Here is a 16,962-nt window from a genome sequence, read left to right as displayed (position 1 = left end):
CGCTTGCTTGCGCTCGTCTCCGGAAGGAATGGTGAAAGGGTCGCGATGGCCGATCTCCCTGGCTCCTCCGTCGTCCGGCTCTTCACCGCCCGGCTTTCCGCCTTTCCTCCGGAGGGTGAGAGAGGCGAAGATCTTCCGGGGCGCGTCAGAGCCCGGCGGAGCGAGGCCTTCTTGCGCTGGCTCCTCTCCCGGTTCACCGGGCTCGCTCCCGAGCGGGTTCCCCTGGAGCGCGGTCGGTGGGGAAAGCCTCTCCTCCCCGAATCCTTCGCCCTCTGGTTCAGCCTCTCCCACTCAGGCGACCGATGCGTCGCAGCCATCGCCCGCTTTCCGGTGGGCATCGACCTCGAAGCCGATCTGCCGCGGAAGGATCCCCTGGCGCTCGCCCGGCGGTTTCTTCTCCCCGAGGAGGCGGCGGTCGTTGCGGCGCTTCCTCCCGAAGCACGGACCGCAGCCTTCCTCCGGATCTGGACCAAGAAAGAAGCCTTCCTCAAGGGGTGCGGGATGGGCCTCTTCCGCTCCCCCCGCTCTTTCCGCTTCGTCCCGCGAGAAGGGTCGCCTTGGGAGACCGTCGATCCAGCCGAGCCGGAGAGCACGGTCTGGACGGTCCGAAGCCAGACCTGCGACCGGGGCTTTTTGGGGGCCCTTGCGGTGGCTCACGCCGCACCGGAGGCGCTCGCCCTGAAAAGCGAGGAGATCCCTCCCCGCGATTGAGATGGCGAGAGCGGTCCCCAGGACAATGCTTTCCATTGACGAGAGGGATTAGGGGCGGCTAACTTTTTATCGGGCATGAAGCAAGGACTAGCGGAAAACGCCGGCACCAAAGGTTCGTCCAGCCTGAGCCACTCCCAGCAGGATTACTTGAAGCAGATTTTCCTTTTGGACGACAGGCCCCGGGGTGCCACTACCCAGCTCCTGGCGGACCGAATCGGGGTCCGGCCGGCGTCGGTCACCGGGATGCTCAAGAAGCTGGCCGAAGAGGGCCTGGTGGAACGGGCGCCCTATCGAGCGGTCCGCCTGACGGAGACGGGCCGGAGGATCGCGGTCGAGCTCGTCCGTCACCACCGGCTGCTCGAGGTTTTCCTCTTCCGCATGCTCGGCTACCGCTGGGACGAGGTCCACGAGGAAGCCGAGGCGCTCGAGCATGTGATCAGTGAGCGCTTCGAGCAGAGGGTGGCAGAGCTCCTCTCCCACCCCGAGCGGGATCCGCACGGCGACCCGATCCCGACCTCGGAGCTGAATCTGGAGGAAGACCGGCACCTTGCCCCGCTGGCCCGGCTGGCCCGGGGAAGCCGGGGGACCATTTGCCGGGTGACTCTCCAGGACCAGGATGCGCTCAACCTGGTGGAAAAGCTCGGCCTCCTTCCCGGAACGGAGATCGAGATCGCTGACACCCATCCCGATGGCATCTCGCTCCTGGTCGCCGGGAGCCGCTTCCTGGTCCCAACCCTCCTCGCCTCGCATCTCCTGGTCGTGATCGTCCCCGGTACTGCTTCTCCCAACCCGAAGCCGAGAGGAAGAGACCGGACGACAGGCGGCCGATGAGCAACGATCCCTCTGGTCTTCGATCGCGGACGCAAGGGGAGACCGAGTCGGCGGCGTTTTCTGCCAGGAAGGGATGGGATGCCTGGGTCCGCGAGAGCGCCGGGACCGTTCTCTCGGGGGAGGCGACGGGGAGGCTCGACCGGTTCATTCCGTTCCTGGGACCCGCGTTCATCGCGGCGATCGCCTACATCGACCCCGGCAACTACGCGACTAACATCGAGAGCGGAACCCGCTACGGCTACCAGCTCCTCTGGGTGGTGCTCTGGGCGAACCTGATCGCGCTCTTTGCGCAAGGTCTCTCGGCCAAGCTCGGCATCGCCACCGGGAAGAACCTGCCCGAATGCATCCGGGAGGCGCTTCCCCACCCGTTCCTGCGGATCGCCTACTGGCTGCAAGCCGAGCTGATGGCGATCGCCACCGACCTGGCTGAGTTTCTCGGCGCAGCGCTCGGATTTCAGATCCTCTTTGGGATTCCGCTGGGGGTTGGCGCCCTCCTTACCGGCGTTCTCTCCTTCCTGATGCTCGGCTTGCGGCCCGGAAGCTTCCGCTATCTCGAAGTGCTTCTGACGGCCTTCGTAGGGTTGATCGCCGCCTGCTACGCCTTGGAGCTTTTCTGGATCCATCCCTCGCCCTCTGCAAGCCTTCGTGGCCTGCTCGTTCCCTCCCTGCCCGGCACCGAAGGAGCCTATTTGGCTGCGGGCATCCTCGGAGCCACCGTGATGCCGCATGCGATCTACCTCCATTCGGCGCTCACCCAAAGGCGAATTCCCGCCCGGAGAATCGAGGAGAAGCGGAAGCTGATCCGCCTCTCCTTCCTTGACGTCTCCCTGGCAATGGCGCTCGCCGGGGTGATCAACCTCGCCATGCTCGCGATGTCGGCGGCGGCCTTTGCGGGCTCCCCACCCGGCGAAGGGAACGCGATCCTCCAGGCCTACCGGGCCCTATCGCCCATGCTGGGCGCGTTCGCCGCGGGCGCCTTCGCGCTTTCGCTCCTCGCCTCCGGACTCTCCTCCTCTGCGGTGGGGACGCTCGCCGGTCAAGTCATCATGCAGGGCTTTGTCGGCTTCCCCATCCCGATCTGGGTCCGGCGGCTGGTCACGATGGTGCCGGCCGTCCTGGTCATCGCGTCGGGCATCGACACGACCAAGATCCTCGTCGCCTCCCAGGTGATCTTAAGCTTCGGCATCGGCTTCGCGCTCATCCCCCTCCTCCTCTTCACCCAGAGCCGCCGCTGGATGGGGCCGCTGCGAAACTCGCCTGGGGTGCGGATCGCTGGGTGGCTCCTCTGTGCCGCCGTCATCGGGCTCAACGCTTTTCTGCTTGTCCGGCTTCTGCTCCCCTCCTTCCAATAGAAGCGAGGCGGAAGGCCTCCGAACCGTTTCACTCGAACCATGGAAGCTTCCTCGACTCACTCCTGGCCCTCGGATGGGAGGCGGCGCGTCGTCATCAGCCGCATCCTGCCGGAGATCGACGACTCCCGGTTTCCGGTGAAGCGAGCGCTCGGCGAGACGCTCCGGGTGCAAGCGCACGTCTTTTCCGACGGTCACGACCGGATCGAGGTCCGTCTCCAGTATCATCACCAGGCCGACCCCGAGTGGCGTGAGCTACCGATGCGGGAGCTCGGCAACGACGAATGGCAGGCCGAGATCCAGCTCGAGAAGCTCGGCTTCTACGACTGCCAGGTGATCGCCTGGAACGATCACTTCGTCACCTGGCTCGAAGGCTTCCACAAGAAGGCGGGCGCGGGCGAAGAGATCGAGGTCGAGCTTCGGATCGGAGCGGACCTGCTCGACGCGGCCGCGCAGCGGGCTCCCAAGCCGGACGCGGAGCGGCTCCGGGAATGGGCGGCACTCTTGCGCAACCCCTCTCTGCCGCTCGGAGAGCGGGGGCTTGCGGCGCGCAATCCTGCGCTGGCCGACCTGGCTCGGCGCTTCCCCGACCGGAGCCTGGCAAGCGTGTCTCCTTTTGCGCGGAGGATCCTCGTCGATCCTCCCCGGGCCCTCTTCAGCTCCTGGTATGAGCTCTTTCCCCGCTCATGGGCGTCCGAGCCGGGCCGCCACGGGACCTTCACGGATTGCTTGCGGCTCCTGCCGGAAATCGCAGCGCTCGGCTTCGATGTCCTCTACCTGCCGCCGATCCATCCGATCGGCTCGCACTTTCGCAAAGGGAAGAACAATAGCGTCGTCGCCGGCCCCGACGACGTGGGCAGCCCCTGGGCGATTGGGGCGAAGGAGGGAGGGCACAAGGCGATCCATCCGGCACTCGGCGGCTGGGAGGAGTTCCACCGCTTGCAAGCCCGGGCCAAGGAGTTTGGCTTGGAGATCGCGCTCGACATCGCCCTCCAGTGCAGCCCCGACCATCCTTATGTCCGGGAGCATCCCGGCTGGTTCCGGTGGCGGCCCGATGGGACCGTCCAATATGCGGAAAATCCGCCCAAGAAGTACCAGGACATCATCCCCTTCGACTTCGAGTGCATCGAATGGCGATCGCTCTGGGAGGAGCTCCGGAGCATCTTCCTCTTCTGGATTGATCGAGGCGTAAGGATCTTCCGCGTCGACAACCCCCACACCAAGCCGATGGCGTTCTGGGAGTGGCTGATCGCCGATCTCAAGGCGGCTCATCCCGAGATCGTCCTTCTCTCGGAAGCCTTCACTCGCCCCAAGATCCTCTACCACCTGGCCAAATGCGGCTTCTCCCAAGGCTACACCTACTTCACCTGGCGGACGACGCCTGCGGAGCTGCGCGAATACCTCACCGAGCTGACGAGCCCGCCCGTCCGGGAGTTCTTCCGGCCCAACTTCTGGCCCAACACCCCCGATATCCTCCCGGCCTACCTCCAGGAGGGAGACCGCTCGACCTTCCTGCAACGGCTGGTCCTCGCGGCCACCCTCTCCTCGAGCTACGGCATCTACGGCCCCGCCTTCGAGCTCTGCGTCCGGGAGGCCCTGGTGCCCGGGAAGGAAGAATATCTCGACTCCGAAAAGTACCAGCTCCGCCACTGGGACTGGCACGCTCCCGGCCACATCAAGGCCGAGATCGCCCGAATCAATCATATCCGCAAGACCCACCGGGCTCTCCAGGAAACCAACAACCTTCGGTTCTGCGACATCGACAACCCCCAGCTTCTCGCCTATGCGAAGGCGAGCCCGGACCGCGGCGATGTGATCCTCGTGGTCGTCAACATGGATGCCCATCCGCAATCGGGCTGGGTCCACTTCCCGGCGGAGGAGTTTGGCATCGATTCCCGGAAGCCCTTTCAGGTCAACGACCTGCTGACCGATACGAGCTACACCTGGCACGACGGAAGCAACTATGTCCGCCTCGACCCCGCCGTCTGGCCAGCTCATCTCTTCTGGGTGACGCAATACGCGCCCGATTAGCGGGAGAAAGCGCGGATTGCCGGAAGGGCTCTCCTTAGGCAAGGATGGCGGAATGCCCTCTGAATCTGATCCGCTGGCGGAACGGTTCTGGTTCTCGGCCGAAGGCAGGCGCCTGGCGGGGACGCTCTTTCCTCCTTTCCTGCTCCGGCGCCGCTGGTTTGCGGGAAAGGCGCGGGGGGTCGAGGAGGTCTGGGTGGCCGACGCCTTTCGCCTCGGGCCCCGGGAGGCGGGATTGCGACTCCTCCTCCTCCAGGTCCGCTTCGCTGCGGGAGAGACCGCTCTCTTCTCGTTGCCCGTCCGGCTGGCCGGCGAGGCTGCCGGCCCGGGCTTGGCGGAGGGGGATCGGATCGGCCCCCTCTCCCCTTCCTCGCCGCAGAGCCTTTGGGAAGCGACCGGGGATCCGCTTTTTGCCCGCGCCCTGCTCGATCTATTGGCCGAAGAGCAGGAACGATTGGGGCCCCAAGGGATCCTGCGGGGGAGGAGAGGCCCGCTTCTGGCCGAGCTCGCTGCGGCCAAGGAGCTCCCAAAAGACTCCCGCCTCCTCGGCCGGGAGCAGAGCAACAGCTCGCTCCTCTTGGGAAGCCGACTTTTTTTCAAGCTCTACCGGAAGATCGAAGGAGGCCCCAATCCCGATGTGGAGGTCCACGAACGCCTTTCGGGCGTTCTCGGCTTTCCCCACCTTCCCCGCTACGGCGGACGGCTCGACTACGAGCCGCAGAGCGGCCCCTCGATCCTGCTCGGGCTACTGACCGAGGCGGTCCCCCACCGGGCCGACGCATGGACGCTCGCCCTGGGGGCGGTGAGCGAATGGATCCGGCAGGCCGGGGCGGCTTCGCCCCAAGCGGATTCGCCCCAAGAGGAGCTTTCCCATCCGGACTGGGGGCTTCTGGGGAGACGGACGGCAGAGTTCCATCTGGCGATGGCGCAGCCGACCGACGACCCGGCCTTTCGGCCGGAGCCGCTGGCCCAAGAAGAAGTTCCCCTCTTTTGCGAAGAGGCCTTGGGCCTGCTCCGCCGCTCCTTTGGCATGCCGCACGGCCCTCCGGAAGTCCCGCTCGGCCTCGAAGAGGAGCGGCTGGCGCGGCTCTTTGCGCGCATCGAAGAACGCCTTCGTGGAATTCTCCGCCTGCCGACCGGCCTCATGAAGATCCGGGTCCACGGCGACTATCACCTGGGGCAGGTCCTTGCCACCGAGGACGATTTCGTGCTGATCGACTTCGAAGGCGAGCCCGAGCGCTCCCTGGCCGAAAGGCGCCGCAAGACCCTCGCCCTCCGCGACGTGGCGGGAATGGTCCGCTCCTTCCACTACGCCGCCCTCGCCCCCCTCTTCCTGCAAGGGGACGCCCGGGAGGGAAGGCTCGGGCGGCTGGCCGCCGCGGAGGGCTGGCGGCGGCGGGCGACTCGATCGTTCCTCGAAGGCTACTTCGCGACCGCAGACCGGGCGCCCTTCCTGCCCACCACGCCCACGGAGCGGGTCGCCCTCCTCGATTTCTTCGTCCTGGAAAAGGCGGTCTACGAAGTGGGCTACGAGCGGAACAACCGACCGGCCTGGGTGGAAATTCCGCTGCGTGGCATCGAAGAACTCTTGGAAAGCGGCCGGGAATCGGAGGAGAATGGGAACCCATGAGGGAAGGAGAAACCGATCGGATGGCTGGCAGAACGGCGGGAGAGGCCGCGCAGGCTTCGGCGCTTGGGAGGAAGCTTCCCGAGGTGTGGGGAGAGGCCGACACCTTTCTCTTCCGCCAGGGCAACCACGCGCGTCTCCACGAAAAGCTCGGAGGCCACCTGCTCACCTGGAAAGGAGAAAAGGGCGCCTACTTTGCCGTCTGGGCTCCCAATGCCGAGGCGGTCTCCCTGCTCGGCGATTTCAACGGCTGGGAGCCGGATGCCACCCCCATGACGCTCCGGGAGGACGGAACCGGCGTCTGGGAGACATTTGTCCCCGGGCTCTCGAGCGGGACCCTCTACAAGTACTTCATCCAATCGAAGCACCACGGGATGACCACGATCAAGAGCGATCCCTACGCCTTTCTCTGGGAAGTTCCTCCCCGGAGCGCCTCGGTGCTCTGGGACATCTCCTACGAGTGGAACGATCGCCCATGGATGGAGAACCGAGCGGAGCGGAACGCGATCAATGCTCCCTGGTCGATCTACGAGGTGCACCTGGGATCCTGGCGGCGGGTCCCGGAGGAGGGCCATCGCTGCCTCACCTACCGGGAGATTGCCCCACAGCTGGCCGCCCACGTCAAGGCCCTGGGCTTTACCCACGTCGAGCTCCTGCCGATCATGGAGCACCCCTTCTCGGGCTCCTGGGGCTACCAGACGATCGGCTACTTTGCGCCGACCAGCCGGTTTGGCACCCCGCAGGATTTCATGTATTTCGTCGAGCATCTCCACCAGCAGGGGATCGGGGTGATCCTCGACTGGGTCCCCTCCCACTTCGCCACCGACGGGCATGGCCTGGGGCTCTTCGACGGCACCCATCTCTACGAGCATGCCGACCCCCGCCAAGGGTTTCATCCCGACTGGGGGAGCTACATCTTCAACTACGGCCGCAACGAGGTCCGCGCCTTCCTGCGGAGCAGCGCCCGATTCTGGTTCGAGAAGTACCATGTGGATGCCTTCCGGATCGACGCGGTCGCCTCGATGCTCTACCTCGACTACTCCCGCCGGAACGGGGAGTGGATCCCCAACCGGTACGGGGGAAACGAAAACCTCGAGGCGATCGCCTTTCTCCGCGGCTTGAGCGAGCAGCTCTACGGGGAATTTTCCGGCATCCAGCTCATTGCCGAGGAGTCGACCGCCTACCCGATGGTGAGCCGCCCGGCCTACATGGGGGGGCTCGGCTTTGGCTTCAAGTGGAACATGGGGTGGATGCACGACACCCTCTCCTACTTCTCCTCCGATCCGATCTACCGGAAGTACCACCAGCACTGCCTCACCTTCAGCGCCTGGTATGCCTGGCATGAAAACTTCATCCTCCCTCTCTCCCATGACGAGGTTGTCCACGGGAAGGGCTCCCTCATCGCCAAGATGCCGGGAGATGACTGGCAGAAGTTCGCCAACCTGCGGGCGCTTTTTGGCTACATGTTCTTCTTCGTGGGCCACAAGCTGCTCTTCATGGGAGGGGAGTTCGGGCAGTGGAGCGAGTGGTACCACGAGGTGAGCCTCGACTGGCATCTCGCCTCCGAAGGGAGGCATCACCAGCTGCTCCAGTGGGTCCGCTCCCTCAACGAGCTCTATGTCCGGGAGCGGGCGCTCCATGAGGACAACTTCACCGGCCACGGCTTTTTCTGGGTGGACTTCAGCGACGCGGAGAGTAGCGTGATCAGCTTTGTCCGGAGATCGAAGGACGGACGGGAGCAGATCCTCTGCGTCTTCAACCTGACCCCGGTTCCCCGGACCCGATACCGGGTGGGCGTTCCCGTTGCCGGATATTGGCAAGAGATCGCGAATAGCGACGCACGTGAGTTCGGCGGCAGCGGCATGGGGAACTTGGGCGGCCGCGAGGCGGACTGGCTCCCGTGGCAAGGGCAGCCCCACTCGCTCGACCTGACGCTGCCCCCGCTTTCGGCGCTGGCCTTCAAGAGAGCGCTCTAAGGGCATTCCGTTCGGAGTGCTCTCCCACGGTCAGCGTCCTCTCTCCCTGCCCCCCCGCAACGGCTTCTGGCCTTCTGGGGAAAGGTGAACGTCCAGGGCGCTGGCGGCTCGCGCTCCCAGCGTGCCAAGAAAGGTCCCCCCGGCCCAGGCTGCCACGGCGGCAGCGGGCCCTGCCTCCGCCCCGAGCATTCCTCCGATCACGGTCCCCAGCCCTTGGGACCCGACCCGCAAGCCGGCTTGGGCCAGGTGGATCGCCGAATCGCGCAGTCGCTCTTCGGCCAAGGCCCGGCCCGCTTTCCGCCACTCCTCTGACTGGAGAAGCTCGGAGGCCCATCCAAAGCGGCACGAGTGACGCAAGAACTCCTGACGCCACTGCCGCAGCCGCTCGGCGGAGGAGGCGGCGGTGGTCTTTCCTTCCGGCTCTTCCGTCTTTTCCCCGCTCCGCCGGGCGCGGCGGAGCGCCTGCGCCTTCGCCTGCTCGACGCTCCGGCCCTTCCCCCGCGCAGCAGGCTTCTCCGCCTCCTGGCCGACCCGAGAAGACCCCTTGACCGCCTCGGCAACCAGCTCCCGAGCTCGCTGGGCGAGATCCCCCAAGCTCATCTTCCTCCGACCTGTCTCTCCCGATTGCTTGTCCATGGTTTTGCGGTGGGACGATCTCCCTCTGCCGCGCAACTTCCTTTTTTGGGCCCTCGGGGCCGAAGATCCGCTTCGGAGCAATGAGGAGGACTTTCTTTTTCTGCGCGAAATTTCACGCGGTTCTGCGTATGGTGCCCCGATCCTGAGTCAGATCTTCTGGGCCGCTTTGCGCAACCTCTGGCTTCCTTGACCTGGAAATCACCCTTCCCACAAGACTCTACCCTCCTTCGGCCTATTTCCTGCTAGGGAACGACCCGCAATGCCGCGATTCCAACGCCCTCTTTTGCCGGTCCTCCTGCTTCTGCTTCTTGCCGCCTTCGCTCTACCCAGTTCCTTCGCCCAAGAGGTCGACGACCCGGCGAGTGCATCCGTCGGAGGCACGGGCAGCGCCGATCCGCCACCCGTGAGCTCCCCCAGCGACCGCAAGCTCCGGAGCGCCCTCCAGCAGCCGAAGGATGCGGGCCAAGGCCAATCCGATCTCGAAAAGACGATGTCCCAGCTCCCCGAGGTCGAGGTCGTCGCCGTCACCCCGCTGCCCGGAATGGGCCAGCCGCTCGAGAACCTCCCTGGCAACTATCAGATCCAGCAGGGGAAGACCTGGCTCCAACAAGAGGAGTTCAGCTTGCCCCAGTTTTTGGAGCGGAACATGGCGAGCGTCAACGAGGTCAACATGAACGGGAATCCCTTCCTTCCCAACATCAACTACCGGGGCTTTGCCGCCTCGCCGGTTCCCGGGACGCCGGTCGGCATCTCCGTTTTCTTGGACGGCGTCCGGATCAATGAGCCGTTTACGAATAACCTCCTTTGGGACTACGTTCCCCAGCTCGCCATCCAGAACATGGAGATGGTCCCGGGCTCCAACCCGATCTACGGGCAGAACACCCTGGGGGGGGCGCTCGTGATGCAGACCAAGAACGGAAGGACCAGCCCGGGCTCGATGATTCAGGACTACGCGGGGGTCTGGGGCACCAACGACCTCGAATTCCAGCATGGAGGCTACAAGGGAAAGTGGGACTGGTTCCTCAGCGGCAACTGGATGAGCCAGGACGGCTGGCGGCAGCAGAGCTCAAGCTACGTCAAGCAGCTCTTCGCCAAGGTCGGCTACCATACCGAGGAGACCGACGTTCACCTGGAATACATCGGCGCGGACAACCTCCTCAACATTCTCGGCCCCACCCCGATCGACATGCTGGCCACCGGTGGCAACTCGATGATCTACACGGGGCCCAATCCCCAATTCGACAACCTCAACATGGTCAACCTGCTCGCGTCGCAAAAGCTCACCGATGAGCTGACCTTGGGGGGCAACGCCTACTTCCGCGAGTCGAACTACAACTTCAGCAACGGCAATGTCGCCAACAGCGTCGATCAGTTCCTGGGCTTCAACTATCCGCCCGCCGCGCAGGCACTGGACGCAAGCGGGATGCCGATTCCCGCAGGCGAATGGGATTTCGGCTCGATCGCCCAGACGGGCGCGGGTGCCCGGCTCCAGCTCCAGTGGGAGAAGAGCTTTGCCGGCATGGAGAATTACGCGGTGGCGGGAGCGAGCTTCGATTGGGCCCAGTGCTTCTTTAGCTCGGGATTCTACCCGGCCGCGATGGGCCCCAATTACAACAATGTCACGATTCCGGGATATCCCTTCCAGGACCAGTTCTCCGTGCCCACCTTCAGCGACTACGTCGGCCTCTACCTGACCGATACCTTTTCGCCCACACCCTGGTTCCACCTGACGGGGGCCTTCCGGGACAACTATGCGCAGATGATGATCGGCGGGACGGGGGTCAGCAGTACCGGCGAGACGGTTTCCCTGGCGGCGGCCGAGCGCTTCCAGCAGGTTACCCCGGCTGCGGGCTTCACACTGCAGCCGCTCGCCGCCTTCGGTGTTTCCGACCCGACCCTCAAGGATCTCACCTTCTTCTTCAACTATAGCGAAAGCTTCCGGCCGCCCATGGTGGGCGAGATTACCGGAGCCAATCCCGCGATTCCGGTGATCCTGCCGGTTGCCCAGCTGGGCGATCCCGCCCTCTCTCCCGTGCTCGTCCAGACCTATGAAAGCGGCTTCCGAGGCAATCTCACTCCGGGGAACGTTGCCTGGGCGTTCTCGTTCTACCAGAGCAACCTCTCCAACAATATCCAGTTCGAGCAGACTGGTCACTCGAGCGCCGGATTTTTCCAGAACATCGGGTCAGAGCAAAATCAGGGAGTCGAAGTCACTCTCCAGGGGAGCTACAAGAAGCTCACCTGGTTCGCGAACTGGTCCTTCCTCGAGGCGACCTTTCAAAGCCCGCTCGTCCTCCAGAACGCCGTGAGCCCCGCGGTCCCCGTCCAGCCGGGAAATCGGCTGCCAAACTTGCCCCAGCAGATGGTCAAGGCGGGCATCACCTACCAGATCCTGCCGCAGTGGCAGATCTCGATGGATTTCCAATATTACTCGAGCCGTGTCCTCTATGGAGACTGGGCCAACGTCTATCCGATGCTGACCGGCTTCGCCCTCCTGAATATTCAAACCTATTACACGCTCAACAAGCATTGTCAGATCTTTGCCTTTGCGACCAATGTCTACGATGAGCAATATGCGAGTGCTGGCCTCATCAGCCAAAACGTCTTTACGGGAGCCCCAAACGGCGGAACCATCGTTCCGTTTGCCACGCCGGGATCCCCCTTCGGCGTCTGGGGCGGCATTCGCCTCCAGTTTTGATCGCCCCCGACGCTGGCTTGCGGAAGGAATCGGCGCTTCGCGCCAAGATCGGCCATTGTGAAGATCGCAACGCGGATCCGCCTCGCTTCGGGCGTCTTCTTCGTCCTGGCGGCGGTGCTCTCCGTCGAGGCGGCCTGGATTGCGCGGCAAGGCCAGAAGCGGATCGAGCAGGTGGGGGAGGATCTCGCGCAGCTTTCGCGGCTGGGCGATCTCGAGCTCTTCGCGCAGCGCGAGGTCGCCGAAGTCTCCGATGCGCTCGGGGGCAAGGATCCCAAGGCCCGCGCCCAGTTCCTTTCCTTCGCCGATCAGATGCGCGCGCTCCTGGCCCGCTGCCGCTCCCTGGCTCACGGGAAGGAGGAAGAGGAGGCGCTGGATGCCGTCGAGGGAAATGCTCTGCTGCTCGAAAGGCATGGCCGGCAGCTTCTCGACCGGCCCGACCTGCCGGGGAGCGATCCTTCCTTTGCCGGAGTCGACGCTCTGGAAGCCTTCTTGGACGGCCCGTTCCGTCAGTCAGTGCGAACCCTCGAACGGCTTTTTCACCAAGGGGCCATCGAGCGGGCCCGGGAGAAGGCCCGGCTCCTCAAGGAGACCGCAGCACTCCTGGTTCCGCTCTGCTTTCTTGCCGGACTGGGGCTGGCGGCACTCGTCTCGCTCTGGCTCACTCAGGGGATCGGACGTCCCTTGCGCAACCTGGTTGAATCCGCACGGCGCATCGGCCGCGGGGAGCGCGAGGTCGTTCCGGAAATTCCTCTCTCGGGGGATCTCCGCGACCTCGCCTTGGCCTTCCGCCAGATGGCACGCGAGATCAAGGATTCGCAGCAGAAGATTGTCCAGGCCGAGCGGATGGCCTCCATCGGCGCGACCGCCGCCGCAGTCGCTCATGGGATTCGCAACCCCTTGGCCAGCATTCGGGCGCTGGCGCAAGTCGCTCTCCTCAAGCCAGACCCCTCAGCCTCGGCTGGGGATACCCTTCGCGAAATTGTCCACGAAGCCGATCGGCTCGACCGCAGGATCCGTCAGCTATTGGCCTTCGCCAAGCCCCTCTCTCCGAGACCCATCATCGGCAGCCTCAATGAGCTCGCCGAAACCATCGTACCATCCTTGGCCAAAGGCGAAGGGAAGGATGTCGGGATCGATCTCTCCCTGAACCGGGAGCTCCCGCTGGTGCGTTTCGATCCGGCTCAGATGGAGCAGGTACTTCTCGAAATTCTAGCGAATGCGCTTGCGGCCGTCGGTGAGCGCGGCCGCATCCGGCTGAGCTCGGGTGTCCGGCCAGACGGACGGGTCTATCTGGCAATCGAAGACGATGGCGAAGGGATTGCCGAGGAGCATCTCCCTCGCGTCACCGAGCCCTTTTTCACGACACGGCCCGAAGGTTCGGGCTTGGGTCTGGCCATCGTGGAACGGTACGTTAGCCAAAATGGGGGAGAAATGAGAGTGAAGAGTCGGTTCGGCCAGGGAACACGCATTACCCTGCTCTTCCCCGCCGCCAGCGAAGGGAGCGATGGGGCTCAACATTCTCCTGGTTGAGGACGAACGAAACCTCGCTCGGTCGATCCGGGAGCTTCTCACGGCCCAGGGCCACGAAGTCGCTCTGGCCTTCGACGGCGATGAGGGTCTCCGGCAGGCCGAGCTTTCCGCCCCCGACCTGCTTCTCCTCGATGCACGGCTACCGAACCTCTCGGGACCCGAGCTCCTCCGCCGGGCGCGGGCCATCCATCCCGCCCTCTCGGCCGTAGTCTTCACCGCCTATGCTTCCGTCGAGGACGCGGTCGCCGTCATGAAGCTCGGCGCCTTCGAATACCTTCAAAAGCCCCTCGACCTCGACCGGCTCCGCGTGCTGGTCGATCGGGTCGAGGAGACCGTCCGCCTCAAGCAGGAGCTCGCCTACTACCGGAGCCTCGACGAGCCGATCCTGATCGGTGAATCCTCGGCGATTTGCTCTCTGCACGACAAGATCGAGCAGCTGGGCCGACTCGACGGAAGCCAAGGGCTCCCCACCGTTTTGATCTCCGGAGAGACCGGCACCGGGAAGGATGTGGTGGCCCGGCTCCTCCACCATCGGAGCCTTCGTCGAGACGAGGCATTCCTCTCCATCAATTGCGTGGCGCTTCCGGAAAACCTGGTGGAAACCGAGCTCTTCGGCTACGAGCGGGGGGCGTTCACCGGCGCCTCGGGGGCTAAGCTCGGACTGATGGAAGCCGCAGACAAGGGCACCCTCTTTCTCGACGAGATTGGAGATCTCCCCCTCCCCCTGCAAGGGAAGCTCCTGACGGCGATCGAGCGCAAGACGGTCCGGCGACTGGGAAGCGTTCGCGATCGGAAGGTCGATCCTTGGATTCTCGCGGCCACCAACCGGCCCCTGGAGGCTTCGATTCGGGAAGGATCCTTTCGAGCCGATCTCTACTATCGGCTCCGCGTCGTTCACCTCGAGCTCCCCCCCTTGCGGGAGCGGTCTGGCGACATCCTTCTGCTGGCCCATCACTTCCTCCGCATCCACGGTACCCGGTACGGGAAGATGGGCCGAACGCTCACTCCGGACGCCGTCGCGACCTTGCAGAGATACCCCTGGCCCGGGAATGTTCGCGAGCTTTCGCATGCGATCGAGCAAGCAATCCTCTGGTCGAAAGAAGAAATCCTCAAGCCAGCGGACTTTGCTTGGCTCGGACATCTGGGCGAAGAGACGGCGCGGGGGCTAGCCACCGCTAGTGATGCGATCCGTCTGCTCTTGCAAGAAGGACTCTCCTTCGCCGAGATCGAAAAGCGGCTGCTCCAGGAGGCGCTGGTCGCCTCGGGACAGAACATCTCCCAAGCCGCCCGCCAGCTGGGCATGACTCGCGACATCCTTCGCTACCGGATGGAAAAACATGGCATCGGGGCCGGGTGACCGCCCGGGAAGGGCGCGCACTTCCTTCCCGAGTCGCTTTCCGATTGTGTGCCGGAACCGCCTCGTGCTTTTTCTCCCCAGTCGGAGACAACACAATCTGGTGGCATTCCGGAATGTTGGGAAGCCGGACGAGCAGGTCATGCTGCGCATCCGGTGGCAGGCGCGCTATCGTTAGCGCCTTGGCCATCCGGCTTTTGCCCCTTCATCTGATTTACTCAGCAGCGCCATTTTTGCGCTTGACCGTCACCCGCAAAGAAGTTATCGCCTCCCTTGCAGCTTGAGGAGAAATGCCTACCGGGCAGGACTCCCGCAACCCAAACGGAGGAGGTTACCAAATGAGGTTCCCGAAAAGTAGGAAGAAGCTCTCTGCCGGGATGCTCCTGGCACTGGCGGTCGGTTCCGCGACGGTGATTCCGTCAGCCTATTCCAACGACGATGTATTGAAGCTCACGGAGAATCCCAAGAACTGGGCGGCTCCGGGCAAGGATTACGCCAACACCCGACACTCGACCCTGAAGCAGATCAACACGCAGAATGTCAAGAGCCTGCATATGGCTTGGTCGTTCTCGACGGGCACGCTCCGCGGCCACGAAGGGCAGCCGCTCGTCATCGGCGACCGCATGTACGTGGTGAGCTCGTACCCCAACATCGTTTGGGCGCTCGACCTCTCCAAGGGGGGGGCCTATGAAGTCCTTTGGAAGTACGTTCCGAGGCAGGATGACAAGGCCGTCTCGACGGCCTGCTGCGACACGGTGAACCGTGGCGCTTCCTACGCCGACGGAAAGGTCGTCTTCAACACCCTCGACGGCTACCTCGTCTGCTTGGATGCCAACACGGGGAAGGAGCTCTGGAAGACCAAGTTTGCCGATGTCAACAAGGGTGAGACAAGCACTCCCGCCCCGATCATCGCCAAGGACAAGGTCTTCACCGGATACGGCGGTGACGAGTTTGGTGCGCGAGGCCGATTCGCCGCCTTCGATCTCAACTCGGGCAAGATGGTCTGGCAGGCCTACAGCAACGGTCCCGACTCGGACGTGCTCCTCGGCCCCGACTTCAACAGCAAGCATCCCGAGTATGGGCAGGCTGGCCAGGATCTCGGCGTGAAGACCTATCCCGGCGACGAGTGGAAGCGGGGTGGCGGCTGCGCCTGGGGCTGGTATAGCTACGATCCGAAGCTCGAGCTGGTCTACTACAACACGGGTAATCCCGGTCTCTGGAGCCCCAGCTACCGGACCGAGGCCAAGACCTACGAAGAGGCCAATGAGCCGTGGAAGTGGGACAACAAGTGGTCGATGACCATCTTTGCCCGCAAGCCTGACACGGGCGAAGCCGTCTGGGGCTACCAGATGACCCCGTTCGACGAGTGGGACTATGATGGCATCAACGAGGATGTGCTCATCGACATCACCGTCGACGGCGCCAAGAAGCCCTGCCTGGTCCACTTCGACCGCAACGGATTCTGCTACGTGCTCAACCGCACGGACGGCACCCTCATCCGCGCCAACAAGTTCGTGACCGCCACCTGGGCCGAGAAGATCGACATGAAGACGGGCCGCCCGGTCAAGGTCAAGGAGCACTCTCCGTTCGAGGTCGGCAAGGCCGTTCAGGTCTACCCCTCGGCCATGGGCGGAAAGGATCAGCAGCCGGTCGCCGTCGACCCCAAGGAAGCCAATGTCTTCTATGCTCCCACCAACAACTGGGGCATGACGCTGGAGCCGATGGAGCGCGCCCACACCAACCAGGGTAGCGTCTACGTCTTCGCCAACGTTCTGATGAAGCCGGAAAAGCCCGGAGTCATGGGCCGTTTCAAGGCGTTCGACGTGATCACGGGCAAGGCTCGCTGGGAGCTTCCCGAGCGCTTCCCGACCTGGAGCGGTGCGTTGGTCACCGACGGCGGGCTCGCCTTTTACGGAACGCTCGACGGCTGGTTCCGGGCGGTCGACCGGAAGACCGGCAAGGTCCTCTGGCAGCAGAAGCTCGGTTCCGGTGTCATTGGCAACCCGATCTCCTTTGAGGTCGGTGGGAAGCAGTATGTTTCCGTCCTGACCGGCATCGGCGGCTGGATCGGCCTCCCGGTGACCGCGGGTCTCGACCCAGCGGATCCCTACGGTGCGCTCGGAGCCGCCGGAATGGCCGGGGAGAACGGGTTCTACAACATTCCGATGGGCGGAACGGTCTATACGTTCTGCGTGCAGTAAGCTGGCGGATCGGTTAGATCC

At 64.2% G+C, this 16,962-nt stretch carries 11 protein-coding genes; 10 read left to right on the top strand and 1 reads right to left on the bottom strand.

Annotated elements, in window-relative coordinates; translation table 11 throughout:
• Nucleotides 1–45 precede the first annotated feature (45 nt).
• From MacB4_RS00440 to glgB, 6 genes are all read left to right on the top strand, one after another.
• Nucleotides 46–711: a 4'-phosphopantetheinyl transferase superfamily protein gene (locus tag MacB4_RS00440; protein ID WP_206863948.1), complete on the top strand. Its 666-nt coding sequence runs from the start codon at nt 46–48 to the stop codon at nt 709–711.
• Between the two features lie 75 nt (nt 712–786).
• Nucleotides 787–1,542: a metal-dependent transcriptional regulator gene (locus MacB4_RS00435; protein WP_206863947.1), complete on the top strand. Its 756-nt coding sequence runs from the start codon at nt 787–789 to the stop codon at nt 1,540–1,542.
• Nucleotides 1,539–2,894 (top strand): Nramp family divalent metal transporter, encoded by a 1,356-nt coding sequence (locus MacB4_RS00430; protein ID WP_206863946.1) that lies wholly within the window; start codon nt 1,539–1,541, stop codon nt 2,892–2,894. The genes MacB4_RS00435 and MacB4_RS00430 overlap by 4 nt, the downstream gene beginning before the upstream one ends.
• A gap of 39 nt (nt 2,895–2,933) precedes the next feature.
• Nucleotides 2,934–4,922: an alpha-1,4-glucan--maltose-1-phosphate maltosyltransferase gene (locus MacB4_RS00425; RefSeq protein ID WP_206863945.1), complete on the top strand. Its 1,989-nt coding sequence runs from the start codon at nt 2,934–2,936 to the stop codon at nt 4,920–4,922.
• 52 nt (nt 4,923–4,974) lie between these two features.
• Nucleotides 4,975–6,549 (top strand): phosphotransferase, encoded by a 1,575-nt coding sequence (locus tag MacB4_RS00420; protein WP_206863944.1) that lies wholly within the window; start codon nt 4,975–4,977, stop codon nt 6,547–6,549.
• Entirely contained in the window at nt 6,546–8,522 is a 1,977-nt protein-coding gene (gene glgB / locus MacB4_RS00415; RefSeq protein ID WP_206863943.1) for a 1,4-alpha-glucan branching protein GlgB, read from the top strand. The genes MacB4_RS00420 and glgB overlap by 4 nt, the downstream gene beginning before the upstream one ends.
• A 30-nt stretch (nt 8,523–8,552) precedes the next feature.
• Here the strand turns inward: glgB and MacB4_RS00410 are convergent, their stop codons facing one another.
• Nucleotides 8,553–9,158, bottom strand: coding sequence for a hypothetical protein (locus tag MacB4_RS00410; protein ID WP_206863942.1), 606 nt, complete (start codon nt 9,156–9,158; stop codon nt 8,553–8,555).
• Between the two features lie 259 nt (nt 9,159–9,417).
• Here MacB4_RS00410 and MacB4_RS00405 point away from each other — a divergent pair, with 259 nt between their 5' ends.
• The 4 genes from MacB4_RS00405 (at nt 9,418) to MacB4_RS00390 (ending at nt 16,941) form a co-directional block, all read left to right on the top strand.
• On the top strand, nt 9,418–11,856 hold the full coding sequence (locus tag MacB4_RS00405) for a TonB-dependent receptor (RefSeq protein WP_242529257.1): 2,439 nt from the start codon (nt 9,418–9,420) through the stop codon (nt 11,854–11,856).
• Nucleotides 11,857–11,913: 57 nt separating this feature from the next.
• Nucleotides 11,914–13,386 (top strand): sensor histidine kinase, encoded by a 1,473-nt coding sequence (locus tag MacB4_RS00400; RefSeq protein WP_206863941.1) that lies wholly within the window; start codon nt 11,914–11,916, stop codon nt 13,384–13,386.
• Nucleotides 13,361–14,743, top strand: coding sequence for a sigma-54 dependent transcriptional regulator (locus tag MacB4_RS00395; RefSeq protein WP_206863940.1), 1,383 nt, complete (start codon nt 13,361–13,363; stop codon nt 14,741–14,743). The genes MacB4_RS00400 and MacB4_RS00395 overlap by 26 nt, the downstream gene beginning before the upstream one ends.
• 335 nt (nt 14,744–15,078) lie before the next feature.
• Nucleotides 15,079–16,941 carry a PQQ-dependent dehydrogenase, methanol/ethanol family gene (locus tag MacB4_RS00390; protein WP_206863939.1) on the top strand — a complete coding sequence of 621 codons (1,863 nt, stop codon included), beginning with the start codon at nt 15,079–15,081 and terminating at the stop codon, nt 16,939–16,941.
• Nucleotides 16,942–16,962: the final 21 nt, after the last annotated feature.

The organism is Methylacidimicrobium sp. B4 (assembly GCF_017310545.1).
Classification (GTDB): Bacteria; Verrucomicrobiota; Verrucomicrobiia; order Methylacidiphilales; family Methylacidiphilaceae; genus Methylacidimicrobium.
Note: the sequence above shows the minus strand (reverse complement) of the source record. Positions and strands in the feature narration are given on the sequence as shown.

What these genes read in the sequence shown, in the direction of transcription:
- MacB4_RS00440 (WP_206863948.1), top strand. Translation starts at nt 46, where the DNA reads ATGGCCGATCTCCCTGGCTCCTCCGTCGTCCGGCTCTTCACCGCCCGG.
- MacB4_RS00435 (WP_206863947.1), top strand. Translation starts at nt 787, where the DNA reads ATGAAGCAAGGACTAGCGGAAAACGCCGGCACCAAAGGTTCGTCCAGC.
- MacB4_RS00430 (WP_206863946.1), top strand. Translation starts at nt 1,539, where the DNA reads ATGAGCAACGATCCCTCTGGTCTTCGATCGCGGACGCAAGGGGAGACC.
- MacB4_RS00425 (WP_206863945.1), top strand. Translation starts at nt 2,934, where the DNA reads ATGGAAGCTTCCTCGACTCACTCCTGGCCCTCGGATGGGAGGCGGCGC.
- MacB4_RS00420 (WP_206863944.1), top strand. Translation starts at nt 4,975, where the DNA reads ATGCCCTCTGAATCTGATCCGCTGGCGGAACGGTTCTGGTTCTCGGCC.
- glgB (WP_206863943.1), top strand. Translation starts at nt 6,546, where the DNA reads ATGAGGGAAGGAGAAACCGATCGGATGGCTGGCAGAACGGCGGGAGAG.
- MacB4_RS00410 (WP_206863942.1), bottom strand. Translation starts at nt 9,158, where the DNA reads ATGGACAAGCAATCGGGAGAGACAGGTCGGAGGAAGATGAGCTTGGGG.
- MacB4_RS00405 (WP_242529257.1), top strand. Translation starts at nt 9,418, where the DNA reads ATGCCGCGATTCCAACGCCCTCTTTTGCCGGTCCTCCTGCTTCTGCTT.
- MacB4_RS00395 (WP_206863940.1), top strand. Translation starts at nt 13,361, where the DNA reads ATGGGGCTCAACATTCTCCTGGTTGAGGACGAACGAAACCTCGCTCGG.
- MacB4_RS00390 (WP_206863939.1), top strand. Translation starts at nt 15,079, where the DNA reads ATGAGGTTCCCGAAAAGTAGGAAGAAGCTCTCTGCCGGGATGCTCCTG.